General features: G+C 36.1%; 28 protein-coding genes. 10 read left to right on the top strand and 18 right to left on the bottom strand.

What is annotated here, in order from left to right:
- Positions 1-7: 7 nt before the first annotated feature.
- The 3 genes from D8M05_RS06465 to D8M05_RS06455 form a co-directional block, all read right to left on the bottom strand.
- Complete coding sequence (locus tag D8M05_RS06465) at positions 8-808, bottom strand: alpha/beta fold hydrolase (protein ID WP_245985223.1); 801 nt, start codon at positions 806-808, stop codon at positions 8-10.
- Complete coding sequence (locus tag D8M05_RS06460) at positions 805-1,203, bottom strand: YbaN family protein (protein WP_121129827.1); 399 nt, start codon at positions 1,201-1,203, stop codon at positions 805-807. Before D8M05_RS06460 ends, D8M05_RS06465 begins: the two co-directional genes overlap by 4 nt.
- Positions 1,204-1,314: 111 nt before the next feature.
- Entirely contained in the window at positions 1,315-2,130 is an 816-nt protein-coding gene (locus D8M05_RS06455; RefSeq protein WP_342772244.1) for a histidinol-phosphatase HisJ family protein, read from the bottom strand.
- A 184-nt stretch (positions 2,131-2,314) separates the two neighbouring features.
- On the opposite strand from D8M05_RS06455, the gene hisZ reads away from it, so the two are divergent.
- The 8 genes from hisZ to hisIE all read left to right on the top strand — a co-directional run bounded on the left by hisZ (position 2,315) and on the right by hisIE (position 9,237).
- The gene (gene hisZ, locus D8M05_RS06450) at positions 2,315-3,556 is read left to right on the top strand and encodes an ATP phosphoribosyltransferase regulatory subunit (protein ID WP_121129825.1); all 1,242 of its coding nucleotides are present in this window, start codon (positions 2,315-2,317) and stop codon (positions 3,554-3,556) included.
- Positions 3,557-4,183, top strand: a complete 627-nt coding sequence (gene hisG, locus D8M05_RS06445; RefSeq protein ID WP_121129824.1) for an ATP phosphoribosyltransferase — start codon at positions 3,557-3,559, stop codon at positions 4,181-4,183.
- A 6-nt stretch (positions 4,184-4,189) separates the two neighbouring features.
- On the top strand, positions 4,190-5,491 hold the full coding sequence (hisD, locus tag D8M05_RS06440) for a histidinol dehydrogenase (RefSeq protein WP_121129822.1): 1,302 nt from the start codon (positions 4,190-4,192) through the stop codon (positions 5,489-5,491).
- Positions 5,469-6,053, top strand: coding sequence for an imidazoleglycerol-phosphate dehydratase HisB (gene hisB / locus D8M05_RS06435; RefSeq protein WP_121129820.1), 585 nt, complete (start codon positions 5,469-5,471; stop codon positions 6,051-6,053). Before hisD ends, hisB begins: the two co-directional genes overlap by 23 nt.
- 461 nt (positions 6,054-6,514) lie before the next feature.
- The gene (gene hisH / locus D8M05_RS06430) at positions 6,515-7,123 is read left to right on the top strand and encodes an imidazole glycerol phosphate synthase subunit HisH (protein WP_121129818.1); all 609 of its coding nucleotides are present in this window, start codon (positions 6,515-6,517) and stop codon (positions 7,121-7,123) included.
- Positions 7,120-7,842 carry a 1-(5-phosphoribosyl)-5-[(5-phosphoribosylamino)methylideneamino]imidazole-4-carboxamide isomerase gene (gene hisA, locus D8M05_RS06425; RefSeq protein WP_121129816.1) on the top strand — a complete coding sequence of 241 codons (723 nt, stop codon included), beginning with the start codon at positions 7,120-7,122 and terminating at the stop codon, positions 7,840-7,842. Before hisH ends, hisA begins: the two co-directional genes overlap by 4 nt.
- Positions 7,832-8,596: an imidazole glycerol phosphate synthase subunit HisF gene (hisF, locus tag D8M05_RS06420; protein ID WP_121129814.1), complete on the top strand. Its 765-nt coding sequence runs from the start codon at positions 7,832-7,834 to the stop codon at positions 8,594-8,596. Before hisA ends, hisF begins: the two co-directional genes overlap by 11 nt.
- Complete coding sequence (gene hisIE / locus D8M05_RS06415; protein WP_121129812.1) at positions 8,596-9,237, top strand: bifunctional phosphoribosyl-AMP cyclohydrolase/phosphoribosyl-ATP diphosphatase HisIE; 642 nt, start codon at positions 8,596-8,598, stop codon at positions 9,235-9,237. The genes hisF and hisIE overlap by 1 nt, the downstream gene beginning before the upstream one ends.
- Before the next feature lie 49 nt (positions 9,238-9,286).
- On the opposite strand, the gene D8M05_RS06410 is transcribed toward hisIE, so the two are convergent.
- The 10 genes from D8M05_RS06410 to fni all read right to left on the bottom strand — a co-directional run bounded on the left by D8M05_RS06410 (position 9,287) and on the right by fni (position 18,266).
- Complete coding sequence (locus tag D8M05_RS06410; protein ID WP_121129810.1) at positions 9,287-9,973, bottom strand: SurA N-terminal domain-containing protein; 687 nt, start codon at positions 9,971-9,973, stop codon at positions 9,287-9,289.
- Between the two features lie 183 nt (positions 9,974-10,156).
- Entirely contained in the window at positions 10,157-10,510 is a 354-nt protein-coding gene (locus tag D8M05_RS06405) for a DUF2200 domain-containing protein (protein WP_121129808.1), read from the bottom strand.
- A gap of 79 nt (positions 10,511-10,589) precedes the next feature.
- Positions 10,590-11,009: a hypothetical protein gene (locus tag D8M05_RS06400; RefSeq protein ID WP_121129875.1), complete on the bottom strand. Its 420-nt coding sequence runs from the start codon at positions 11,007-11,009 to the stop codon at positions 10,590-10,592.
- A gap of 162 nt (positions 11,010-11,171) precedes the next feature.
- On the bottom strand, positions 11,172-11,786 hold the full coding sequence (locus D8M05_RS06395) for a PH domain-containing protein (RefSeq protein ID WP_121129806.1): 615 nt from the start codon (positions 11,784-11,786) through the stop codon (positions 11,172-11,174).
- Between the two features lie 141 nt (positions 11,787-11,927).
- Entirely contained in the window at positions 11,928-12,971 is a 1,044-nt protein-coding gene (locus tag D8M05_RS06390; protein ID WP_121129804.1) for a siderophore ABC transporter substrate-binding protein, read from the bottom strand.
- 238 nt (positions 12,972-13,209) lie between these two features.
- Complete coding sequence (locus D8M05_RS06385) at positions 13,210-13,977, bottom strand: iron ABC transporter ATP-binding protein (RefSeq protein ID WP_121129802.1); 768 nt, start codon at positions 13,975-13,977, stop codon at positions 13,210-13,212.
- Positions 13,974-14,930, bottom strand: a complete 957-nt coding sequence (locus tag D8M05_RS06380; protein ID WP_121129800.1) for an iron chelate uptake ABC transporter family permease subunit — start codon at positions 14,928-14,930, stop codon at positions 13,974-13,976. The genes D8M05_RS06385 and D8M05_RS06380 overlap by 4 nt, the downstream gene beginning before the upstream one ends.
- Positions 14,917-15,873, bottom strand: a complete 957-nt coding sequence (locus D8M05_RS06375; protein ID WP_121129798.1) for an ABC transporter permease — start codon at positions 15,871-15,873, stop codon at positions 14,917-14,919. The genes D8M05_RS06380 and D8M05_RS06375 overlap by 14 nt, the downstream gene beginning before the upstream one ends.
- A gap of 362 nt (positions 15,874-16,235) precedes the next feature.
- On the bottom strand, positions 16,236-16,955 hold the full coding sequence (locus D8M05_RS06370) for a DsbA family oxidoreductase (RefSeq protein WP_121129796.1): 720 nt from the start codon (positions 16,953-16,955) through the stop codon (positions 16,236-16,238).
- A 255-nt stretch (positions 16,956-17,210) separates the two neighbouring features.
- Positions 17,211-18,266, bottom strand: a complete 1,056-nt coding sequence (fni, locus tag D8M05_RS06365; RefSeq protein ID WP_121129794.1) for a type 2 isopentenyl-diphosphate Delta-isomerase — start codon at positions 18,264-18,266, stop codon at positions 17,211-17,213.
- A gap of 151 nt (positions 18,267-18,417) precedes the next feature.
- Between fni and D8M05_RS06360 the strand changes: the two genes are divergently transcribed.
- A complete protein-coding gene (locus D8M05_RS06360) occupies positions 18,418-18,966 on the top strand; it encodes an HD domain-containing protein (protein WP_121129792.1) in 549 nt (182 codons plus the stop codon).
- A 115-nt stretch (positions 18,967-19,081) separates the two neighbouring features.
- Here the strand turns inward: D8M05_RS06360 and rsgA are convergent, their stop codons facing one another.
- From rsgA to D8M05_RS06340, 5 genes are all read right to left on the bottom strand, one after another.
- Positions 19,082-20,140 carry a ribosome small subunit-dependent GTPase A gene (gene rsgA, locus D8M05_RS06355; RefSeq protein ID WP_121129790.1) on the bottom strand — a complete coding sequence of 353 codons (1,059 nt, stop codon included), beginning with the start codon at positions 20,138-20,140 and terminating at the stop codon, positions 19,082-19,084.
- A 240-nt stretch (positions 20,141-20,380) separates the two neighbouring features.
- Entirely contained in the window at positions 20,381-21,205 is an 825-nt protein-coding gene (locus D8M05_RS06350) for an aldo/keto reductase (protein WP_121129788.1), read from the bottom strand.
- Between the two features lie 63 nt (positions 21,206-21,268).
- On the bottom strand, positions 21,269-22,903 hold the full coding sequence (gene abc-f / locus D8M05_RS06345; RefSeq protein ID WP_121129786.1) for a ribosomal protection-like ABC-F family protein: 1,635 nt from the start codon (positions 22,901-22,903) through the stop codon (positions 21,269-21,271).
- A 206-nt stretch (positions 22,904-23,109) separates the two neighbouring features.
- The gene (locus D8M05_RS20725; protein ID WP_281271896.1) at positions 23,110-23,226 is read right to left on the bottom strand and encodes an RAxF-45 family protein; all 117 of its coding nucleotides are present in this window, start codon (positions 23,224-23,226) and stop codon (positions 23,110-23,112) included.
- A gap of 197 nt (positions 23,227-23,423) precedes the next feature.
- On the bottom strand, positions 23,424-23,936 hold the full coding sequence (locus D8M05_RS06340) for a hypothetical protein (protein WP_121129784.1): 513 nt from the start codon (positions 23,934-23,936) through the stop codon (positions 23,424-23,426).
- Positions 23,937-24,154: 218 nt separating this feature from the next.
- Here D8M05_RS06340 and D8M05_RS06335 point away from each other — a divergent pair, with 218 nt between their 5' ends.
- Positions 24,155-25,897 carry a methyl-accepting chemotaxis protein gene (locus D8M05_RS06335; protein ID WP_121129782.1) on the top strand — a complete coding sequence of 581 codons (1,743 nt, stop codon included), beginning with the start codon at positions 24,155-24,157 and terminating at the stop codon, positions 25,895-25,897.
- Positions 25,898-25,951: the final 54 nt, after the last annotated feature.

Below are 25,951 nucleotides of genomic sequence, written 5' to 3'. Positions count from 1 at the left end.
TTGTAGGTTATTGGGTTCCATCTTGCCACAAAAAAGAATGAATCATGCTATCAACATCAACACTCTCATGCAGAGTACTATGTCCTAAACCTTCATTTTCAATCATTATTTTCTTCAGCTGTCTTGCTGGAATTACTTTATTTACCGCATTCACACTATCAGGAAAAGCAATTGCATCCCCTGTACTTCCAATACTTAACACAGAAATGTGATTAGGAAATCTGCTTTCTTTAAATAACCTTAATGCAAGCGATTTAGGCTTCAAATCAGTTGCAGCTGGGTCGTGGTGAACTTGAAAATACTCTTCACTATAAATGCCATCAAATGGGCTACCAATTACAATTAATTTGTTTACATTAGGGTATGCAGAATCATTATATTCAATCGTGTACTTCGTCGAAATAATTCCACCCATTGAGTGCCCAACAAGGTTAACCGTATCAACACCATAATTCTTTTTCAGGTGGCGAAGAGCAGTTGCTAACCATTCGGTACTATCAGCAAAACTTGCACGGTTATTTTGTAAAATAATTTGAATAAATGGATTAGAAGTGTCTCCCTTACTATAGTAATCATGTACTTTTCCATTTGAAGAAACATAATACATCAATTTTTTCTTTCCCCATCCATTTTCTGTAAACCGTTCTAGCATTGTACCAAAGGAATTCGCAGTTCCCTTGTAACCATGGACAAAGACGGTCGGAATTCCAGAATTATCTTCCGACTTTGTTTTATTGGGAATATTAACGATGACTAAAAATGCAATCACGAAAAGGAAAACCATAATAATGTGTTTTTTCTTCTTCAATAACTTTCCCTCTCTACTACATTTTTGTGTAATGTTTTTTGTTTCAGAATAAACCAAGTAAAGTATGAAGCAATAAGCAAGAGCAGAATTTTAATTACCATCAAAGGAATAACAAAGATTACGGTAAACAGCATCGAAATCCACAATGTGCAAACACCTATAACTTTCGCTTTAAGAGGTATTCCGTTCCCCTCGCGATAATTTAAAATATAGGCTCCAAACCGCTTATTCGTAATTAACCATTGGTACAACCTGTCTGAGCTACGGATATAGCAAGCAGCCGAAAGCAACAGTAATGGCGTGGTTGGTAATAATGGAAGAAAGATTCCTAGCACACCAAGTCCTAAAGAAAGAGACCCAACGATTATTAAGAATAATTTTTTTATAGACATCATGTTAAAACACCTACTGAAATAGAAAGTTTTATTCTCCCTATTATAACACATCGATGCAGGTTATCTTCCCGATAGGATTGGAACGTTTTTTGAATTTTTTGCCGCTACCACTTAGACCTTGTCAATCGAATGGAACACAGCATTACCTTTATCAAAAGTAGTTACATATTTAAATCCTATGGACCTGAGAAGCTCAAGAGATTCCTTAAATCGATATGCCAGAGTTGTTTCAACATGTGAATCAGATCCGAGCGTTAATACTTCTCCACCACATTCTTTATATAATCGTAATATATCTGGGCTTGGCATTCCTTTTTCCAATCCATATCTGTAACCTGACGTATTCAATTCAATGCCTTTACCAGCTGGAATAATCTCATTGAAAATCTCCCGAATTATATCATGAAAGTGATGGTTACTATCTTCTTTCAAATAACGTTTTACTAAATCAATATGCCCTAAAACGTGGAAACCCTTAAAACGTTTTACACAATCAAGTAACTCTTCGTAATAAGTTTGATACGCCTCTTTTGCGCTTTTTCCTCTAAAGAATGCTCCTGAATGAAGATCTTTTTTTTCAGTGGAATGCATCGAACAAATAATAAAATCAAAAGTCTCACGATTCACTAATGTTTCATACCGCTCCAATAAATAGGATTGGACACCTATTTCCACACCTTTTTTTATGCGAATGTTTCCCTTATATTTTTCCTGCATTTCTTTTACCTTTTTAGTATATGCATTTAAATCAAATTCAAAAATCCAATCTTTGTCAGGATATTCGTAATCAATATGTTCCGTAAAACATATCTCCTCCAAACCTATTTCAATTGCCTTTTCGATGGTTGTCTCCATCTTTGTCTCACAATCGGCTGAAAAATCACTATGGATATGATAATCAAACATATAGAACGCTCCTTTAGTCATTGACTTTTTCCCCTATAGAATTTATAATACTACATAACTTTAATTAGATAAAGCAATAGAGTAATAAAGTTATTATGCAATATTTATTCTAAATAAATTATATCGAATAAGATTAATATTCTTACATTTATAACATATATAGAGGTATAATTTCTTTAAGTCATATAAAGGAGCTTTTTAGAATATGCAAAGATATGTGATGGATAATAACAAAAACACGAACGCACAAGACTTCCTTGTTCGAGATCAGGTCATTCAGGTGTTAAAAAATCGGTTTCATACGTATGGTTATAAACAGGTCAGAACTCAGGCATTCGAGTCCTATGATATGTATTCAAACATTATAGGCACGATAAATAAGGATGAAATGATTAAAGTGATTGATTCATATGGAAAAGTATTAGTACTCCGGCCTGATGTAACGATTCCTTTAACGAGAACGACAGCCTTAAACAAAGCTATCTCAAGTAAAAATCAAAGATTATTTTACGTATTAGACGTATTCAGACAATCTACCGAACAAATTGACCAAAAGGAAAGTACACAGGCTGGAATTGAATGTTTTGGAGAAAACTCACCAGAAATTGATTCGGAAGTTATTATGATGGCTACCCACACATTAAAAGATCTGGATTTTAATAATTTTAAAATTGAGATTGGCCATGCTGGGTTTTTCAAAGAACTTCTCGAGCTGACAAACCTAAACAATCATGAAATTGAAATATTACAATCCCTTATCCAATCGAAGAATCTAGCTGAAATTGAACCTTTTTTATCCAGTTTGTCGATTGAAGAAAACATTAAGAAAGCTATCGAAACAATTCCAATGATGTACGGTAATCCTAGACAGGTAATTGAACAGGCTAAATCAATTATATTAAATGATTCTATGCAAAAAATCTTACAAAATCTTATAGATGTGTATGACATTCTTCAAGATTGTAATGTGGACCATGCAGTATTGTATAATCTTGGATTAATCAATAATATGAATTATTACTCTGGGATTATTTTTCAAGGATTTGTAGATACCATTGGTAAACCAGTACTAATGGGTGGGCGATACGATCGCCTTGGAGAGCAATTTGGGAAACCAACTCCAGCAATCGGCTTTGCATTTGAAGTCGATTACCTAATTCATGCTTTGAATCAAGAAGGATCAACCGATAAACAAGATACATTCGTTGATGTAACAATTATTTATGACAAAGAAAAGCAAAAAGAAGCACTACTTGCTGCTTATGAATTAAGAGACACGGGTTATCAAGTACTAATTGATCGGGCGGAAGAAAAGTTAAACACGGTAACATCTACATTCCGTGTTCAATTTTCAAATGTCCAACATTCAATACTAATACAGAATAAAAAGCAGGAGTTTAAACATTCTGCTGAACTCTTTTCAATCATACGGAAGGAGGACGTTTAGTTGGAACATATTACATTAGCATTAGCAAAAGGAAGACCCGCCAACAGCACGATTAAACTATTGGAGACAACAGGTGAATATTTTACCGATTTACATGAAGATACTAGAAAACTAGTATTCTATAACGCGAATAAAACAATCAAACTTATCTTTGTTAAAGCATTAGATGTACCTACCTATGTAGAGAAGGGTGCTGCTGACATTGGAATTGTCGGAAGAGACAATATATTAGAGTCCCAAGCAGATGTGTATGAATTACTCGATTTAAAAATTGGACAATGTAAATTTGCTGTAGCCGGTAAGCCTGATCACAATTTTAGTGATACGCAAAAGCTTACAATTGCTACAAAATATCCAAATGTAGCAAAAAAACACTTCAAGAAAAAAGGTCAACCGATAGAAACTGTAAAATTGAATGGTTCAGTTGAACTCGCTCCAATCATTGGTCTAGCTGATTATATAGTTGATATCGTTGAAACTGGTAGTACATTAAAAGAGAATGGCTTGATTGTTATAGAAGATATGGACTTAATTAGTACCAGGTTGATTGTAAACAAGGCAAGTTTTGCAACCAAGTCTGAAGAAGTAGGGCAATTTATTAACCAATTAAAGTCAGTAATGGAGTGATAGTTGATGAGAATTCTTACATCAGGTGAGTTTATAAATGAAACCAAAGATTCATCCCCTTCCGAATCAAACGATATAAAACTCGACAGTACCGTATTAGAAGTCATAAAGCATGTAAGAAAAGAAAAGGATGCCGCGTTAATGCAATATACCGAGCAATTTGACGATGTAAAGTTAACCAACCTGCTCGTGTCAGAAGCTGAATTTAGAGAAGCAAGAGAGCTTGTTGAAGAAGATTTTATTACTGCATTAACACAGGCAACGGAGAATATTAAGGAATTTCATCTAGCTCAAAAGGAACAATCCTGGTTCATGGAAAAGGAAAATGGGGTTCTTTTAGGACAAAAAGTAACCCCCTTAGAGAAAGTCGGTGTCTACATACCTGGTGGAAAAGCTGCATATCCATCATCTGTGTTAATGGATGTTATTCCAGCTAGAGTCGCGGGTGTAAATAAAATTGTTATTACCACCCCCCCTCAATCGAATGGAAAGATTAATCCATATGTCCTAGTTGCTGCTGAGGAAGTTGGAGTGGACACGATATATAAAGTTGGTGGGGCTCAGGCAATTGCAGCATTAGCATATGGCACAGAAACAATTAAGAAAGTAGATAAAATTGTCGGTCCTGGTAATGCATTTGTAGCTCGTGCGAAGAAATGGGTGTATGGAGATGTTGCGATTGATATGATTGCTGGTCCAAGTGAAATTTGTGTTGTTGCGGATGAAACTGCACCACCAAGCTATGTTGCTGCTGACCTCCTTTCACAAGCAGAGCATGATGAATCAGCTAGTGCAATTTGTGTGACAACAACGAAGGAAATTGCCAAAAACATCAAAAACGAAATCGAAAGACAAATGGAGAAGCTTGAAAGAAAAGATATTATTAAAAAGTCCCTTGAGCAGAACGGAAGCATAATTATCGCTAACAACTTATTGGATGCATTTGATATCGTGAATGAAATCGCACCCGAACATTTACAATTAATGATCCAAAACCCAACTGATTATATATCGAGTGTAAAACATGCAGGTGCCATCTTTCTCGGAAATTATTCTCCTGAACCTTTAGGTGATTATTTTGCAGGTCCAAATCACACCCTTCCAACAAATGGAACAGCTAGATTTGCATCACCACTTGGTGTATATGATTTTGTAAAAAGATCAAGTATTATCCGCTATTCACAAGATGCATTGCTTCTTGCAACAGATCAAATTACGAAAATTGCTCGTACAGAGGGATTAACTGCACATGCAAATTCGATAAAAATCAGAAAGGATTATCCACATGCGTCATGCGAAAATAAATAGAAAAACAAATGAAACAGCAATTACACTAGAGCTATCGATTGATGGAACTGGAACTTCTTCCATTCAAACTGGTATTGGCTTTCTAGACCATATGCTTACATTAATGACAAAGCACGGTTTATTCGATCTCAATGTAACATGTGATGGTGATTTAGAGGTTGACCAACATCATTCCGTTGAAGATATTGGTATTGCACTAGGGCAAGCCTTTCATGAAGCATTAGGGAATAAAGAAGGCATTACAAGATATGCTACCATAACAACACCAATGGATGAATCCTTATCAACTACTTCCATTGATATCAGTGGTCGCTCTTACCTTGTGTATCATGTAGAAGGATTAAAAGATAAAGTTGGTAATTTTGATACAGAGCTTGTTGAGGAGTTTTTTATTGCGTTTGTTAGCAATGCAAAGGTTAATCTTCATATAAATCTAGCATATGGGAAAAACTCGCACCACATTATCGAATCTATTTTCAAAGGCTTTGGACGTGCCCTCGACCAAGCCAGCTTAATAAACCCACGGGTAAAAGGCGTACCATCGACAAAAGGTTCGTTGTAGATGGCTATTTATAGAGGATTGAGTTTTTCACAAAAGATATAAAATGCGAGGTAAGTGAAGGGTTTTGCTTAAACATACCGTTCCGGAAAGACACTAGTATTTGTTGAATTTCAATCCTGTTTAAGTGAGAAGGTACTACGAAACGTTGATTTCTGAGTTCTAACTTCTCGATAATCAGAAAACCAGTAATAGCGGAGACAGAATACGTAGACTCCTACGGGAAAAGCACGTGTCCGAAGACCAGGAAGAAGCGTTCTTTGCTTCTGAGGGGGCTGAGGCCGTGCCCGTGGAAAGCGAAGTATTCTGTCGGAGCGAAAGATAGCACATACAATCACGAGTGGATGCGAGAGCAATAAAATAATCTTTATTACTTCGCATTTTACATCAACTGTGTGATTAAATAGCAATACTAATCACAAAAAAGCTTTATATCAATAGATATTTTCAAAGGAGAAAAGCTTATGATTGCAATCATCGATTATGATGCAGGTAATATTAAAAGCTTGCAATTTGCACTAGACAAGCTAAATGTTAAGTCCGTCTTAACAAAGGATCCACAAACCATTAAAGAGGCATCATCCATTATCGTACCTGGTGTTGGAGCCTTTAAAGATGCAATGAAGTCATTGAACGAATTAGGTATGGTTGAGGTAATTATGCAAGTGGCGGCTGCTGGAAAGCCAATTCTCGGCATCTGTTTAGGTATGCAACTCTTTTACGAGAAAAGCTTTGAAGACGGCGAGTGGCAAGGCCTTGGCCTCTTAAAAGGGTCCGTTAATCCCATTCCAGACAATGTTAAAGTTCCACATATGGGCTGGAACACACTAACAAAGCATGCTGATAGTACCCTTTTTCATAACATAATAGATGATGCTTTCGTTTACTTTGTCCATTCCTATGCAGTTGGTGGAGTATACGAAAAGGAAACACTCGTCGCAAGTGCTGAGTATGGTGGAACGGTTCCTGCAATTGTACAAAAGGACAATGTTGTAGGTATGCAATTTCATCCAGAAAAAAGCGGAACAGTTGGCCTACAACTATTAACTAATTATTTGGAGATGATATCATGATTCTTTTCCCAGCAATTGACATAAGAGGTGGCAAATGTGTTCGCCTTACACAGGGTGATTACAATAAAGAAAAAATATATAATGACGCACCAACTGAAGTTGCATCCGAGTGGCAAGAAAAAGGTGCATCTTATATACATATCGTCGACCTCGATGGTGCAAAATCAGGAGAATCAATTAATCAAGACCAAATCAGGGAGATTGCAAGAAAAACTAAGATTCCTGTTCAAGTTGGCGGCGGGATTCGTTCTTTACCTATCATTGAAAACTATATTTCTGCTGGTGTAGAACGTGTAATTATCGGTACAGCTGCGATTAAAGATAAAGCATTCCTAACAGAAGCTGTCAGTAAGTATGGTGAAAAAATTGCAGTATCCATCGATGCAAGAAATGGTTATGTTGCAACAGACGGCTGGACAAAAGATAGTACGGTAATGGCGATTGACCTTGTAAAAGAGTTAGAATCCATCGGCGTAAAAACCATCGTTTATACCGACATTTTAAAAGATGGCATGTTAAAAGGGCCAAATTTTGAAGAACTAAAAACAATTAACGAAGCAACAACGATGAATGTCATTGCATCTGGTGGTGTCTCTTCAATAGAAGATATTCATAAGCTAGAAACATTGAACCTCTATGGTGCGATCATCGGAAAAGCACTTTATGACGGTACATTTAAATTTGAAGCGTTATTGGAGGACGATAATAATGCTGGCTAAACGAATTATTCCTTGCCTTGATGTAGATAAAGGCCGCGTTGTAAAAGGGAAAAAATTCCAAAATATTGCAGATGTAGCCGACCCAGTTGAACTGGCAAAACGGTACAATGACGCTGGTGCAGATGAACTCGTTTTCTATGACATTACTGCTTCCAATGAGGAGCGGAATATTTTCCTAGATGTTGTTGAAAAAGTGGCGAGAGAAATCTCTATCCCCTTTTCTGTTGGTGGAGGAATTCGTAGCATAGACGACATTAATCGTGTCCTTCGCTCTGGTGCTGAGAAAGTTTCGATTAACAGTGCAGCAGTCACAAATCCATCCCTAATTAAACAAGCAGCTGCAAAATTTGGAAACCAATGCATTGTTTTATCCATCGATGCGAAGGAAACATCCCAAGGAAAATGGGAAGTTTTTATCAATGGTGGTCGTAAAAATACAGGCATTGACGCAATTGAATGGGCAAAATACGGTGAACAGCTTGGTGCAGGTGAAATTGTTATTAATGCCATTGACACAGACGGAGAAAAGAATGGATATAATATGACACTTACAAGGGCAATTGCAGGTGCAGTTAATATTCCAATCGTTGCAAGTGGTGGTGCAGGGAAATTAGAGCATTTCAGTCAGGTTCTAAAAGAAGCAAATGCTGATGCTGCCTTAGCCGCGTCGGTATTTCACTATGAGGAAATTCCAATTCCCACTTTAAAAGCATATCTAGCTGCCGAAGACATCATTATCAGGAGGGAAATGTAATGAAGGTAAACATACCAGAATTAAAATTTGACGAAAAAGGGCTTATACCTGCCATTATTCAGGATGCTGAAACTGGGAAGGTCCTTACATTAGCCTACATGAACGAGGAATCTTTACAGAAAACATTAGATACCAATGAAACATGGTTTTTCTCAAGAAGTAGACAAGCACTTTGGAATAAGGGGGAGACATCAGGTAACAAACAACAGGTGCAAACAATAACATATGACTGTGATTCAGATGCTCTTTTAGTACAAGTAAAGGCACTTGGGCCAGCATGTCACACTGGTGCAGCAACGTGTTTTCATAATGACCTTTACACAAATGAAGTACCATCACATGATATTATTCCACAGGTTGTGACGAAGATTAAAGAGCGCCACGAAGACCCAGTAGAAGGATCTTATACTGCATACTTATTTGAAAAAGGCATTGATAAGGTACTTAAAAAAGTTGGTGAAGAAACAAGCGAAGTTATCATTGGGGCAAAAAACAATGATAAGCAGGAAACGACAAGCGAAATCGCCGACCTAACCTATCATACCCTTGTTTTAATGGAAATGTTAGGCATAACTACAGTAGCTATAAAAGACGAATTAAAGAAGAGACATATTAAGAAAGAAGGACAAGAAAAGGAATGAATCCAACATAACAATAGACGAAATCATCCTGATTTCGTCTATTGTTCTCTTATATCAAGATCTCAATCTCAGCAGATTCCCGAAGCTCAGCAACTCTTTCTGCTAACTGCTCACTTTGCTCTTGTCTTGAAAGAATAGATTTTATTTCTTCTTCAACTTCTTCCGTATCTAATTCAGCGATTCTTTCTGGGTTTTGTTCTTTCAATTGATTGTAGTATTCTTCTATTTCTTCATCGGTAACTTCAACATCAAACTCATGATCCATATATTTAACAGTTACTAGATCATCAACAAGCTGATTTTTAAACTCATCTTCCGTAATTTGATACGTCTTTAGAACTTGAGAAAACTGCTCTTCGTCTGTCTCCTCTTTCATTGTATCTATCTCTATTTGTGCTTCTTCATCTGTCACTTCAATTCCCAAGTTCTTAGCATCCTGATTGATAAGTTCTTGTTCAACAAGGATAGATACAGATTGTTCCTTTACCAAATCTAAGTCGCTAACATCTTGTCCATATTGATCCATCATTAATTTCACTTGGGTGTAGATTTGATTATATTTATCCCCCTTTATTTCTGTATCATTTACACGAACAACCGATTCATCTTCATCCAATCGCTCGTCATTCGTTATTTCAACTTGCCCAGTATCATCAGTACCATTTTCATCATCGTTACATGCTACTAGAAACAATGCCAGTGTTAATATCATTAAAAATGTTAATATTTTCTTCATGTATATCCCTCTTTTCCCTACGTCTTTCTTCATTCAACCATACTTTATATTACCATTTCAAGTATAGGAGTAAAAGGAACAATCAAAAAAGGGAAGAATGCAGTAATTGGGCCCGTTCACTTAATAGGAATATATTATCCCTTCCCCATTCCCGTCATTTTAATGCTATATCACTTAACTTAATTATTTTGTCCGCAAAATCTTCCCCATTGCTTTTCCTTTTGCTAACTCATCAACCAGCTTATCCAAATAGCGAATTTCCTGCATCGTTGGTTCTTCGATGTCTTCTACACGGACACCACAGATGACACCTTTGATCAAAGCCCGTGAAGAATTCAGTTGGGGAGCTTCCGCAAAGAATGTCTCAAAATCTGTCTGTTTTTCCAGTTGCATTTCCAACGCTTCCTGGCTATACCCCGTCAACCAACGGATAATTTCATCGACTTCTATTTTCGTACGTCCCTTTTTCTCCGCCTTCGTAACATAATGAGGATAGACGCTTGCGAAACTCATTGTATAAATCTTATGTTTGGTCATGATGTATCCTCCCTTACTCGTTTCCTATATGATAGTCACCAAGTTCCTTTTTCCTCAACTAAAGCACGAGTTCATTAAATTATTGTCCTAAATGTTTGTATTCTATCACTTCTACATTAAACGCATGACTACAACTAATTTTAGGACTATTACAAGATGGAGATACCCTTACCTTAACCAAGTCTTCTGCATATTCAAATGGATTATTGTTATTATCGGGAACTTGAACCATTATAGAAATATCATATGAATGGTTGTTGTTATAAACAATATTTACAATCCTCTGTTTCCCCCATCCAAAACTAGACTTCTCCTTTCCCCCATACTCTTTTACCACCCTTTTATCAATGGCTGGATATATAATATCCCAAATAACATCTTCTGTCGTAACATACCAGTCTTCCGCATAGGGTTTAGCTTCCTTTGGCTCTTGGGGTTTAGCATTAACTAAATAGTTATTTGTGGCAAATATTATTAAAATTGTAGAGAATAAAATCACTTTCTTCAAGATGCTCACTCCTATAATTTTTGCAATTAGTCTTCGCATCTTAATATACTTTATCCACAGAAAAAAATGACTATCAACCTACCTTTGATAGTCATTTTAATTTTTATTCTTCAATGTTTGAGATAGCTAGCGGAAACCATTAGGAACTCCTAATTAGTTATTGATATACTTTTCGAAAATAGCTCCATAATCTTTTTCATGATATTTTTCTCTAATTGAAGTTAGCCACGAAAAACCAAACTCTGTAATTTGTTTATACTGTTCAGCAATATTCGTTTGGTCAGTCCTTGAATTTTGTAAGACAGAAACAGCTTTATCCAAGCTTTGATTAGCCATATTTAAGATTACTTCATTTTCATATGTTTGTTCTGCTATAAACATTAGCGCCTTATATAGATCTTTCAGCTTTTCAATTTCATCTTTGTGAACATCAATACTATATGAATTATTTCCAAGGGTAAATTTAATTTCTATATCCATATCAATTCTTCCGGCCGTTTCTAAGAACACATTAGAAAACTTAAATTGCGAATATGGAAAACGTTTTAATGTTCTTTTGGATGAAGTTGCATTTTCCCCATCAACATGAATAAAAGCAATGTTCGTAAAACAATATTCATCCGATTTGGTTTTTATTAGGAAATAAATCTTTTCATTGTCTTCATGTCGAACATAATCATCAGCATCTGTTTTATCATAATCCGCTGGTCCAATAATTTTCCCAATATCCGATAATCCTAACGCATCTGCAGCAATTTTTTTAAGCATATTTCCATCCTCCCCTAATTAAACTATTCATTTCTATAAAATTAATGTTATTAAAATACCAACAACTAGTAAATAGGCAACTTGGACTATCACCAAGTTGCCTATCGTTACTTTTATTCAGTTAAATTAATCGAAGCTAATTTATTCCAATTCAGCTAGGATTTCTTCTATCTTCGCAAGCTCAGATTGTAAGCCACCGCCACTTAAGTACCAAAGTGGACCATCTAAATATACGATACGGTTGTTCTCATATGCTTCAGTCTTTTTAATAATATCGTTTTCCATGTCAGCTTCTATATTTGATTCTCCGCCTGTAGCAGCTGTTCGATCGATCACCATCAACACTTGTGGATCAAATTCTAATATTGCTTCAAAACCGAAGTTGGAACCGTGAGAAGAAGCCTCAATATCTTCTGTTACTGGTTTAAAACCATATATGTCATAAATGTAACCGAAACGAGAGTTTGTTGAGAACCCAGATAATTTACCTTCGTTGTACATCGTAACAAGGCTCGTTTCAAAATTAGCTGTTAAAGCATTTACTTCCTCTAAAGCTGAATCGAATTTAGCAAGATATTCTTCAGCTTCAGCTTCTTTACCAAACATTTCAGCTGCAATATCTACCGAAGCTAAGAATGTGTTCCAGTAGTCATCTTGTTGAGCACCTACGAACACTACATTTGGAGTGATGTCTTTCAATTGTTCATAGAATGTAGCTTGACGGCCGGAGATAAAAATTACATCTGGCTCTAATGCAGCAATATCTTCAAGCAATGGTTCTTTTAACGTACCTATATTTTCATATTCATCAGCTGAGTAATCTTCAAGATGTGCCGGCAAGGTGGATTCTTTTGCAACTCCAACGATACCATCAACACCTAGTGCATCAAGCGTGTCCAAGAAACCGTAGTCAAAAACTACAATTCTTTCAGGCATGGATTCAAAAGTTACATCTTCATACGTGTATGAATCACTTCCATCTCTACTTTCACTTGAAGAAACAGTAGGTGAAACTGTCATTGGATATTTAGACCCTTCATCTGTTGATTCTTCAGCCGCTTGCTCCTCATTTGTTGCGCTTTCTTCATTTGCAGACTCATCTGTTGATTCATCCGTTCCACCACAGGCTGCAAGAATAAATACTAGCATTGCAAAAATTACACTTAGTAATTTCCAGTTCTTCATTATACTATCTCCCCTTATGTATGTTTTAATCAATAATGATAATCATTATCAATTAACTATTCCCATTATAGTTGTATTAATCGTAATCGTCAATACTTAACTTTAACAATTCACAACTTTATTTTTACTTTCAAAAATACGTTCGCTATTATAGCTTTCCACAATAAAAACGCCTTAATCAAAAGTATGTAAAAACATTTCGAATAAGACGTTTACATTTTATTTTTATATACATATGCTATGCATGAGAATTAAAGTATACACAAATACGACATCCATTCTGCACTTGAACTGGGATATCCATGTCATAAATTTCACGGAGTGCTTTTGAATTTATAATATCTTGTGTAGGGCCGTTTTTTACTAACTTTCCATCCTTCAGAGCAACAATACGATCTGAATAAACGGATGCAAAGTTAATATCATGTAAAACGATAACAACCGTTTTTCCCAAATCATCAACTAGCTTGCGTAAAATCTTCATAATTTGAACTGAGTGCTTCATGTCTAAGTTGTTTAATGGTTCGTCCAGCAATACGTAATCTGTATCCTGTGCGATAACCATTGCAATAAATGCCCGTTGTCTTTGCCCACCAGATAATTCATCGATAAACTCATTCTGCATATCTTCTAAATTCATATATTCAATCGCTTGATCGACAAACTTATCATCTTCTGCTGTCAAACGCCCTTTAGAATAAGGATAACGTCCAAATGAAATTAATTCACGTACTGATAAACGAACATTTGTATAGTTGGATTGCTTTAAAATGGATACACGTTTTGCAAATTCACCCGACTTCCACTTTTTCACATTATTTTGATCAAGCAATACATCACCTGTGTCTGCATCTAATAATCGACTCACCATTGACAGTAATGTTGATTTACCAGCACCATTCGGCCCGATAAAAGATGTAATTGTTCCCGGCTCAATTGTTACTGAAACATTTTCTACAACACTCTTTTTACCAAATCGCTTCGTCAGTTCTTTGATTTCAATCATCTTGTAGACCTACTTTCTTTTAGTAATAAGTATATGAAGTAAATTCCACCAATAAAGTTGATGATAACACTTAACGTCGTACGTAATTCAAGAATATGTTCAACGAAAAACTGTCCACCAACTAAAGCAATAATACTAATTAAACTTGCCCCTAAAATTAAAATAGAGTGCTTATACGTTGATAAGAATTGATATGCCAAGTTTGCTACGATTAGTCCCAAGAAAGTAATTGGACCAATTAGTGCAGTGGATGTAGCAATTAATACCGATGATAAGATTAAAATATTCATTACCATTCGGTCATAGTTGATACCGAGGTTCATTGCGTTTTCTCGGCCAAGTGACATAACATCTAATTTGCCCATAATACGATACCCGTAAATAAATGCGATGAATAATATACCGATAGAAATATATAAAAGCTCTGATTTTACGTTTGTAAAACTTGCAAAAAGGCGCGTTTGTAAGCTTAAATATTCTACTGGGTCAATTAAGACTTGTAGGAACGTTACAAGACTACCTAGAAGTGTTCCTATAATCATACCGATTAATAATAGCAAATAAATCGGATGCTTATTTGTTCGGAATAGAAAACGATATAAAATAAGTGCAAATAAAACCATTGCGATTACCGCTGCTCCGAAGTTTAAATAATGATTTAACACCCAAATTGACATAGAACCCGCAAAGAAGTAAATCAGTGTTTGAACTACCTCATACATCGAATCAAGTCCCATAACGGATGGGGTTAAAATACGGTTTTGTGTAATTGTCTGGAACACAACTGTCGAATAGGAAATCGCAATCCCTGTTACAACCATTGCTCCTATACGTACCATACGTCTTGGAAATGCGTAATCAAATCCACCTTTTATATCATAAAATGCGTAAAGCAAGATACCAATAATCGCTAAAACTGCTAAAAAAATTAATTTTGTACTATTTTTTTGCATATGCTCTCCCCCTAAATAGCATGATTAAGAAGATTGCACTACCGATTACTGCCACTGTTACGTTTACTGGTATCTCATACGGATGGACGATGACACGACCGATGATGTCACATATTAACAAGAACATAGATCCAAGTACCATTGTATGAGGTATTATTTTACGTAAATTATCACCCAAATAAAGCGATACAATGTTCGGTACGATAAGACCTAAAAACGGTATAACACCAACAGTTAGTACGACAGATGTTGAAATGATTGCGACTAGAACAAGACCGATATTAAGCACAAACTTATAGCTTAAACCTAAGTTTTTTGCAAAATCTTCACCCATCCCAGCAACCGTAAACTTGTTCGCATAAAGATAAGCTAATATAATGGCTGGAATACTTACATAAAGCAGCTCATAGCGACCTGCGATAATTAATGTAAAGCTTCCCATTAACCAAGATGAAATATTTTGGAGAATGTCTGCTTCGTAACCAAAAAATGTTGTAATCGATGACAAAATGTTCCCATACATAATTCCTATTAATGGAACGAAAATGGCATCCTTAAATTTAATACGGTCCAAAATTTGCATGAAAACTAATGTTCCTACTAAAGCAAATGCAAAGCTGAAAATAATTTGCTGCGTATAGGTTACATTCGTAAAAAACAGCATTGAAATCATAATCCCTAATTTAGCTGCATCTAATGTTCCAGCCGTTGTTGGGGATACAAATTTATTTCGACTTAAACTTTGCATAATTAAACCTGCAATACTCATCCCAGCCCCCGCCAATATAATCGCCAATAAACGAGGCAGTCGACTGATTAAGAAGATTTGTGTCTTATCAGAATCTAAATCTAGTAAATCCCCTAAACTGATATCAATTGCGCCTATAAATAGCGATATAAATGACAGGACGATAGTTGCAATTATTAACATCCATAATCTCATTTGTAATCCCCATAACTTGTTTATTCTCAGATAATAATTGAAAATATTATCATGCTGAGTCAACTCATAATTGCTCTTTTTGTAAATTAAATATTTCATTATAACTGTTTTTGAAACCTTTTAAATATAATGTAATTAAGAATGATTATCACCTTTTAATCAATCTAAATAAGAATGATATTCATTATCAATTAGCTATCAATTATAAGTATAACAGAATTATAGAGTGCGTCAATAAAAACAAGCCTATATAGGTTACATTAATTGTTTTTTTTATTAGAAAATTTGGCGTTCGCTTTTGATCGCTGAAAATAAAAAACTAACCATTTTATCACTACTTGTAAAATGGTTAGTTTCCCTATTTATTCTTTTATTTCGCATCCATCATCCGTGCAATACGATGTCCCTTGTTTATTAGGATTTAAGGATTGAAGAACCGGTTTCTTAGCTTCTTCCTCCCAGACTTTTTCAAGTACTTCGCTAAATACTTCTTCTGGTTGTGCACCTGATACTGCATATTTCTCATTAAATACAAAGAACGGAACACCTTGGACCCCAATTTGACGTGCTTCATTAATGTCTTCTCGAACATTCTTTGCGTGTAAATTAGCATCTAGTACATGCTTAACATCTTCTTTGTTCAAACCAACTTCACCAGCAAGTTCAACCAATGTCTGGTGGTCACTCATAAGTTTTGATTCAGTGAAATATGCATGTAGGAATCTTTCCGTGATTTCTTTTCCTTTACCTTTTGTTTCTGCGAATTTCGCAACTCGATGTGCATCAAATGTATTTGCATACTTCGCCGTATCAAAATGATAGGTTAATCCTACCGTTGTTGCTTGCTCAGCTACTTGCTGATTCATGACTTTCACCTGTTCAAGCGGTATTCCTTTTAATTCAGAGAATGTTTCATAATAGTCCTTACCTGGTATATGTTTCGCTGTCGGATCTAGTTGATAACTCTTATATTCCACGGTTACTTTGTCACGATGTGCAAACTTTTCCATGGCATGTTCCAATCTTCTTTTACCAATATAACAAAATGGACAAACAAAATCTGACCAAACTTCAATTTTCATTATAAACACCACCTTTACTTGAGATTATTGTAGCATAGCAGTTTTTTAACGAAAAATGATGTGCTTAGAATGTATGTCATGTAGTTTGTGCGAATAACAAGATATGCTACATGTAAATAAATGGAATACCAGGCAATGCTAGTATTATATGGGCGGGTAATGTTGATTTATGGGGACAGTGAGCGGCAAATCATTTTTACGCAGGTTCTGCATTTATCAGCGAATACCCGCCAATAAGAAAACAGCTAACCAATGTTAACTGTTTTCCTCTAATAAAGACGTTCCCATAATGCTAACGCGTTTTGTATTTTTTAATTCTTCAATTGTCTTAGCACCAATACCAAACATTGTCATTCTTAATTCAAGTTCAAGTTGCTCCATTGTTTGGATTACTGCTTCTGGTGATTCCGTTGCTGCTTTTAGTAAGTGCCGTGCAAAACCAACCATATCCGCTCCTAACGTAATTGCCTTAGCAGCATCAACCCCTGTCTTCATACCTCCACTTGCAACTAAAGGTACTTCAGGAAGATGACTTCTAACAGATACCAAACAGTCTTTTGTTGGTATTCCCCAATTATTAAATGCCTCTGCAGCAGCTTTTCTAAGTGGGTCTCTCGAACGTAACTTTTCAACCTGGCTCCATGATGTACCACCAGCACCAGCCACATCAATATATGCTATTCCAGCATTGTAAAGTTTTTCAGCAACGGTACCATCAATTCCAAAACCTACTTCTTTTGCTCCGACAGGTACTTCTAATGTTTTACAGATTTTTTCTATCTTTGGTAACAGATTTTCAAAGTTTAAATCTCCCCCATCTTGAACAGCTTCCTGCAAACTGTTTAGATGTAGGACAATTGAATCCGCGTTCGTCTTATCAATAATACGCTGACATTCTTCTGGACCATAACCATAATTTAGTTGAACTGCACCAAGGTTAACCGTTAGTGGTGTATTCGGTGCATGTTTACGAAGCAAGAATGAATCCTCATACTTGTCACTTTCAAGAAACGCTCGTGTTGAACCAATTGCAAGTGCCCAGCCTTTCTCTTCTGCAGCAATAGCTAAATTTTGATTAATAGTTATCGCTAAATCCGAACCACCTGTCATTGAACTTACTAAAAACGGTGCCTTTAACGTCTTGTCCAAAAAGTTGGTATTGATATTAATATCATCAAAGCTAATCTCCGGTAGAGCATTATGTATAAAATGAATACCTTCCAGACCAGTAGATTTATTTACACCCTCTACATTGCCTGTTAGACATAGACGTATATGTTCTGTTTTACGCTGATTGATGCCTTTTTCCATCCTTGAGGTACCTCCAAGTTTTAATTTATTATTACCTTTAAGTTTACCCTTTTCACCTTCTAAATGGAAGTGAAGTGAATGTAAGATAGGCGGCTTTTTCAAGTGACTGAATGTATGGTATGTTTAGTAAAACAAGGCGGGAGGTAAGGAAATGATTGAAAAAGCAAAAGCATTTGCAACCAATGCACATATGGGGCAAACAAGAAAGAATTCAAATGATGCTTATATCACACACCCCATTCGAGTTGCACAGAGATTAAAGGATTGTAATTTCAGTGATGAACTAGTATGTGCAGCATACTTACATGATGTTGTTGAAGATACGCCTTTTAACATTGATGATATCGATAGAGAATTCGGTCCTGCTGTTGCTACGTTGGTTGCGGCTCATACGGAAGACAAAACCAAATCATGGAAAGAACGAAAGCAACTTACCATTGATACAATTAAATCTGCTGATAAAGAAATAAAATATTTAATCGTCGCCGACAAGCTTGATAATCTACTTGGATTAGAAAAGGACCTTCTAGAACAAGGTGATACTATTTGGAGGAAGTTTAATGCAGGGCCAGATAAACAGAAATGGTATAACGAGTCAATCGCCAAAAATATGTACACTGGTTTGAAAGATGATGAGATTCCTGGATACTTCAAGGAATTTGAAGAGGCTGTGAAGCGCGTATTTGGTGGTATGGGCTAATGCCCGATGTAGGGGGTGCTTTTTCTCGGGATATCCACCGTATTCTCTCTATAAAAAGCCCTCAAAAGTTTACTCTCTCAACTTTTGAGGACGCTTCTTACTACCAAGGCTTCGATTACCTATTGTATTTATACTTACTTCTCAAATCTTTACTAACCTGTTTCCACCGATTCTTTTCATTTAACTTCGCTTTTTGATCTTGTTTCCGTTTCTCGTACGCTAATTCCCTTTGAAGCTTTACATAACTTTGAAATCTATCCTTGGTGAGCTCACCATTTCCTATAGCTGCCTTCACACCACAGCCTGGTTCGGTTTCATGCTTACAGTCAGTAAACCTACACTTGTCAGTGAATTGTTCGACATCCTGAAAAGTAGTATCTATCGCTGATTCACCTTGCCATAATTGCAGTTCTCTCATTCCAGGTGTATCAATAATTAATGCCCCATTAGGAAGCATAAACATTTCACGGTGGGTAGTGGTATGACGACCTCTACTATCAGACTCTCTAATACCTTTTGTTTCCTGAACTTCACTACTAAGGAGTGTATTTACGAGCGTAGACTTTCCAACACCTGATGAACCTAACAGCGCGGCTGTTCGTCCAATTGGCAAATGTTCGAGCAAATCAACCATGCCTTCTCCACTTACACTACTAATCGCAATAATCGGTACACCAATCGCAACCTCTTCCACTTGGGAAATTGCTTGATCCACTTCTCTTTGCGTGCATTCATCCTTTTTCGTTAATACAACAACTGGCATTGCTCCACTTTCATACGTAGATAAAATATACCGTTCTATTCTACGTACGTTCAAATCATGATTTAGTGAATTTACAATTAACACCGTGTCTATATTTGCGGCGACAATTTGTGCTTCTGTAACTTCTCCAGCTGCTTGACGAATAAACCTACTTTTACGTGGAAGGACACGATTTATAACAGCCTTCCCTTCATCCCTTAATTTCTTCACTTCCACCCAGTCACCTATCGCGGGAAAATCAAGTGATGAACCTGCATCATTTAAGAACTTCCCACTCACATGCGCAAGAAATTCCATCTCACCATCAGATATGCGGTAGCTATTTTTCTGTACAGTCGTCACACGCGCCATCAGTTGTGTATCCTGGTCTTCATTAGTACTGCTCCAACCTAATTTTCGAAGCTTATTCAAATTAAATTTCCTCCTATTAATTGGAGGAAAAGTCAATTATACCGACTGTTCCTCCATTTCGATGTTTGTAATGTTGTTTTGATTTTTATATTTTGATTAATGTTTACAGTCATAAAACATCACTCCTTTCAAAATAGAAGAACTTATTAGCAATAGTTTACTCAATTTTCTATAAAAATGCCACTATTTTATTAAAAAAAGGAAACCAGCCATACATTGAACGTCTGATTTCCTTTTAATTTATCTTCTGTTCATTTCACTCGGCAAGCTATTATTTCTCATATTCCGATCTAATGCAGCAATTTTATCCATTTCCTCATTACTTAATTCAAAATCAAATACATTTAAATTCTCTTCCATTCTAGATGGTGTTACTGATTTCGGAATGACTATTACTCCAGATTGCAGGTGCCACCTGAGAATTACTTGGGCTGCTGACTTCTTATGTTTTCCAGCGATTCCCTTAATTACTTCATCATGTAATACGTCATTACCATTCATTAATGGACTGTAAGCTTCAACAATTATATTATGTTCCAGACAGAAATGCTTCAGTTCCTTTTGTTGCAGATAAGGATGACATTCCACCTGGTTAACGACTGGGACAACTTCACATTCATTTAGAAGACGCTCAAGATGTTCCGTATCAAAATTACAAACACCAATTGCCTTTACTCGTCCATCTTTATAGAGCTTCTCTAGCGCTTTGTATGTTTCCACATATTGATCATATTTAGGCGCTGGCCAGTGAATGAGATATAGATCAACATAATCAAGTCCTAGTTTTTCAAGACTTGTATCAAATGCCTTTAATGTATTGTCATAACCATGGTCACTATTCCACACCTTTGTCGTTATGAAAAGTTCTTCGCGAGGAATACCGCTATCTGCAATTGCTTTTCCTACCCCAACTTCATTACCATAAATCATTGCTGTATCGATAGAGCGATACCCAACTTCAAGTGCCTTCTTAACAGCTGGTGTTGCCTCATCGTCGGGCACTTTCCATACACCAAACCCTAATTGTGGCATGCTGAGACCATTATTTAATATGATATTTTGCATTTGCTTACATCCTTTCGCCTGTAATACCTAGAGTTTATCATAGGTCAATCTTGGAATTAAACTTTAGCAATCCCCTTCCTTCCATTTTGCCCTAGCAAATGTAAAATTCCCTTCAAACTTTGTTAATCGTTGCTCAGTCAATAAATATGTTATAGGAAATATACGATCTAGAAAATACCGATCATGGGATACAGCAACGATTGTTCCTTCAAATTGCTCCAAGGCATCTTCTAATACCTCTTTGGACTCGATATCTAGATGGTTGGTAGGTTCATCTAAAATTAATAAATTATGGTCTTGATAAACCAGTTCCGCTAAACGTAAACGCATCTTTTCTCCACCACTTAGGCTTTTCACTTTCTGAAATACTGTATTCCCATAAAAAAGAAATGTAGCAAGGATTCCTCGTGCTTCACCTTCCGTAACATGAACATGCTCCCTGAATTCATCCAGAACCGTTTGTTCACTATCCAATTCCAACATATGTTGCGATAGCACTCCAACCGATAAATTACTACCCAGTCTAACGGTACCTTTATCGGGGTCTTCATGTCCTAAAATCATCTTCAGTATTGTTGATTTACCAGTTCCATTTACACCTACAACGGCAATACGCTCCTGGAATCTAACATGAAGGTTCAAGTTATCAAATAACCTTTTCTCATCAAATTGCTTACAGATTTCCTCCATTATAATGACATCTTTTCCACTTCGCTTATTCATATGAAAATCAAGGTTCATCTTTTTCTGTTCTAGTATTGGACGTTTTTTTACTTCGATTCTATCTAATGCCTTTTCCATACTTTTCGCTCGTCTATGCATACTAGCATTTGGTGGATTGGCTTGATTTGCCCATTCTTTTAAGCGCTTAATGGTCTCCTTCATTTTCTTAATCTTCTTCTGTTGGTCCCTGAATTGCTGGAACTCATTCAACAATCGTTCTTCTCTCTGTTTTACGTAATTCGAATAGTTTGTATGGTATTTTATTAATTCACCCTGGTCTAATTCTAGAATCGATGTCACCGTTTCATCTAAAAAGTAGCGATCATGGGACACAATAATAACCGTGCCCTCATACTGCTTAATAAAATCCGTTAACCATTCAATAGCCAAGAAGTCCAGATGATTTGTTGGCTCATCCAACAATAATAACTCTGGCGCCTTTAAAAGCAGACTAGCTAAGCCAACCTTTGTCCGTTCACCACCTGACAACTGGGCCCACTCTTTGTCAACAAGATCAGCTATTTGCAGTCCATGCGTTATCCTTCTTACCCCGGCATCGACTTCATAGCCGCCTTTTTCTTGGAAGGTTTCTTGTAATTCACTATATCGTTCTACATAACGTGTTAGTTTTTCTGGATTGGTTTCTACAGACATCTTTTGTTCCAAATTCGTCATCTTTATTCGTAAATCATTTAATGAAGTAAATACATCATAAAGGATACTCTCCACATTTTTATCACCTTCAACATCCGGCATTTGTTGCAATAACCCAACCGTTAAGCCTTTTTTCCAAGAAATCGTTCCTGATGAGGGCTCTGCTTGCCTAGCAATAAGATGTAATAACGTTGTCTTTCCTTCACCATTTCTTCCAATTAAGCCGATACGCTCACCTAGCTTCATTTCAATGGAGAGATCACTAAATATCGTGTTTCCTCCATACATTTGCGCTACTTTTTGCATGCTACAAACAATCATTTTCTCTTCCTCCGTTATAGAAGAGACATTTTACCAATATTAGAAAACATAGGCTTAGCCAAGCCTTTTAAGTGGCAGCCTTCGTTGCACTAACGCACGTACGGAATTTTCATACTTTTTCACATACCAAAAAGACGTCAGGAGAGCGTGTCTCCCAACGTCTAAAATCCGTTCGTAGGTAGATGTCTCTTACTGGTATTTTTGCGCTAAATTGTTCTAAAAAAGGACAGACTTATCCCTTTAACAAAAAATGCCGCAAAAATTGCATAACGAATAGCAAGATATGCTTTTATCTTCGTCATGCCACTACCAGTAAAATTCATCAAACCCACCTCCTTTTATTATTTTTATTTTATTTTAAAAAGTTCAAGGAGTCAATACCCAAAAATAAAGGCTAAGCATAACTAAATATTAATTCCGGATTTGATATAAACTTCGAACTAATTTGAATTGTAATGGAAAATGTTGAAGGATAGCGATTTCACCTTAATAAAACCACTTTTTTCAAGCCCCAAAAAACTTAACCTTCATTCCAAATAATTCCTCCGCACTTCTTCTCATGGTCAATCTCCACATTAAAATAATGCTTTTTATAGAAATACTCCAATCTGTCAAAATGATCGGCGTCTCTTTTTGCGATATCACCAGTTATATACTGAATATTCTCTTCTCCAGCCATTTCCTTTAAATGACTGATTAAAACTGATCCATAACCTTGATTCTTTTCACCTTTTATATCTGCAATGTGCAATGTATTATCATTTTTAAATTCCGCCTGAATTGCAGAATGCCATTTTCCACGATAAGGCTTTCTGCAATCATGTAGCATTAACTGAAGAGAATTATCATCTTTATTCGCATAAATAATAACCCAATTATCATCTCTTACTTGGTCAATACTAACGATTTCTGATTCCTTTGCAATTTCTTTCATGTTGTTCTGCATACGGAATAGTTGGATCTCTAAGGTGTCAAGCTCCTCTTGTAATTCACCTTTCGTTTTCTCTTCTTGTAAGAAGGCCGAATACACCATATCAAACACCTTTCTTATATTTATAGACAAACACAATTTGCTATTCTACTAGATAACTAACATTCGTTCAAGTCGTCTAAGTTTTACTTTTTACTAAATTAGAAGAATATTTATAGTTTTTTTACAAAAGTCTTTGTAAAAAACAAAAAATAATGTAAAATTAGGTATAATTACACAGAAATTTAGCAATATTTATCCAACAAAAGGGGGAGGTCATCATGAAAAAGATAGCTAGAAAGAAAAAAGGCAAGAAAAATATACCTTTCAATTGGAAAGATATAAGGATAAGCAATAAATACTTAATTGCCTTTTTTACCACCATTACTCTTTTCCTAATGGGAAGTGCAATTGTCTTTCTACAACTACATAGTATGCAAAAAGATATGGAGTCAATAGAAGAGCAGAACAATCTTGTGAACGATATGAATCAGGTCATTTCTCTTATTCAATTAAAAGATGTACAGATTTCTGATTATTTATTGACGCAAAGGACCGTTTTTATTGAATCCTATCATACTTACTCAGAAGAAATTAAAACCTATTTCGCCAATCTAGAACCAAAACTAAGCACAGATAAAGAGAAGGCGATTTTAGAACAAATTGTAACGAACGATAAGAGTATGGATGACATACTATTGGAAAAAATGGTTCCAGCCGTTGAAGAAGGCCGGACTGTTTATGCAACATCCCAAAGAAATTACTCAACTAATTTAAGAACAGAAACAAGTGAACTGGCTACTCAACTAATAGAGACGATAAAGGAAGAGCAAGTTAAAACCGTTGCCTCTACTTCGTCAAGCATGGCTAACAGTACAATTATTTTAATACTCTCTAATCTTTCCGTAATTATTATTGGTACATTATTTATGGCTTTAATCAGTCGAAAAATCAGGTTAAGCCTAACTAACTTAGTGAAGATAACTTCAGAAGTTTCAAGAGGAAATCTTAGTGGGGATTCGATGAAATATAACGGAAAGGACGAGATTGGGCAATTAGCTGCAGCAATTAATCTAATGAAAGAAAACATGCATAACATTGTACAAAAGGTTACAGATGCTGCGAAATCTGTATCCGAAAGAAGCGGTGCATTAAACAACTCATCAAAAGAAGTTCGGGAAGGCAACATGCAAATCGCAAGTACGATGGAAGAACTGTCTTCCGGAGCTGAGACACAAGCAAACGGAGCCTCTGATTTAGCAGAAAATATGAATACGTTTTTACAGACTGTACTCCAATCAGAGCAGAATGGAAAGGAAATCGTATTAAATTCAGAAGAGGTACTAGCATTGACAACAGATGGCACTACCTTAATGAAAGAATCCGTGAATCAAATGAAACGGATAGACACCATTGTTTCTGAAGCTGTTAATAAGGTACAAAAGCTGGATAAGCAGTCTGCCGAAATCTCTAAACTCGTACTTGTAATTAAGGGAATTGCCGATCAAACAAATCTCTTATCCCTAAATGCTGCTATTGAAGCTGCTAGGGCTGGAGAACATGGGAAGGGATTTGCTGTAGTTGCGGATGAAGTAAGAAAACTTTCCGACCAGGTTGCCTCATCCGTTGAAGAGATCAGAACGATAGTAACAAATATTCAAGCAGAAACAACACAAGTAGTTTCTTCATTGAATACTGGTTATCATGAGGTACATGAAGGAAAGAATCAGATTGAAGCTACTGGTAAGAACTTTGAAACGATCAATCACGCTGTTACAACAATGGTTGGAAAGATATCTACTATATCCTCCAATTTAAAAAACATTGCCGATAACAGTAACAATATGAATCAAACAATCGAGGACATTGCCTCTGTATCAGAAGAATCGGCAGCCGGTGTCGAAGAAGCTGCAGCTTCAGCACAACAGACGGCAGGTTCGATGGAAGAGGTCTCACATAGTGCAGATCAGCTTTTAGCGCTTGCGGATCAACTAACAGAAGAACTGAAGACATTCAAATTGTAATGTGAGAAAAGGATCCCCATAACTGAATGGTTTTGGAGGTCCTTTCTACCTCTT

This window comes from Oceanobacillus bengalensis (genome assembly GCF_003628445.1).
Taxonomy (GTDB): domain Bacteria; phylum Bacillota; class Bacilli; order Bacillales; family Amphibacillaceae; genus Oceanobacillus; species Oceanobacillus bengalensis.
The sequence above is the reverse complement of the archived record's forward strand: the minus strand, read 5'-3'. Positions and strand labels throughout refer to the sequence as shown.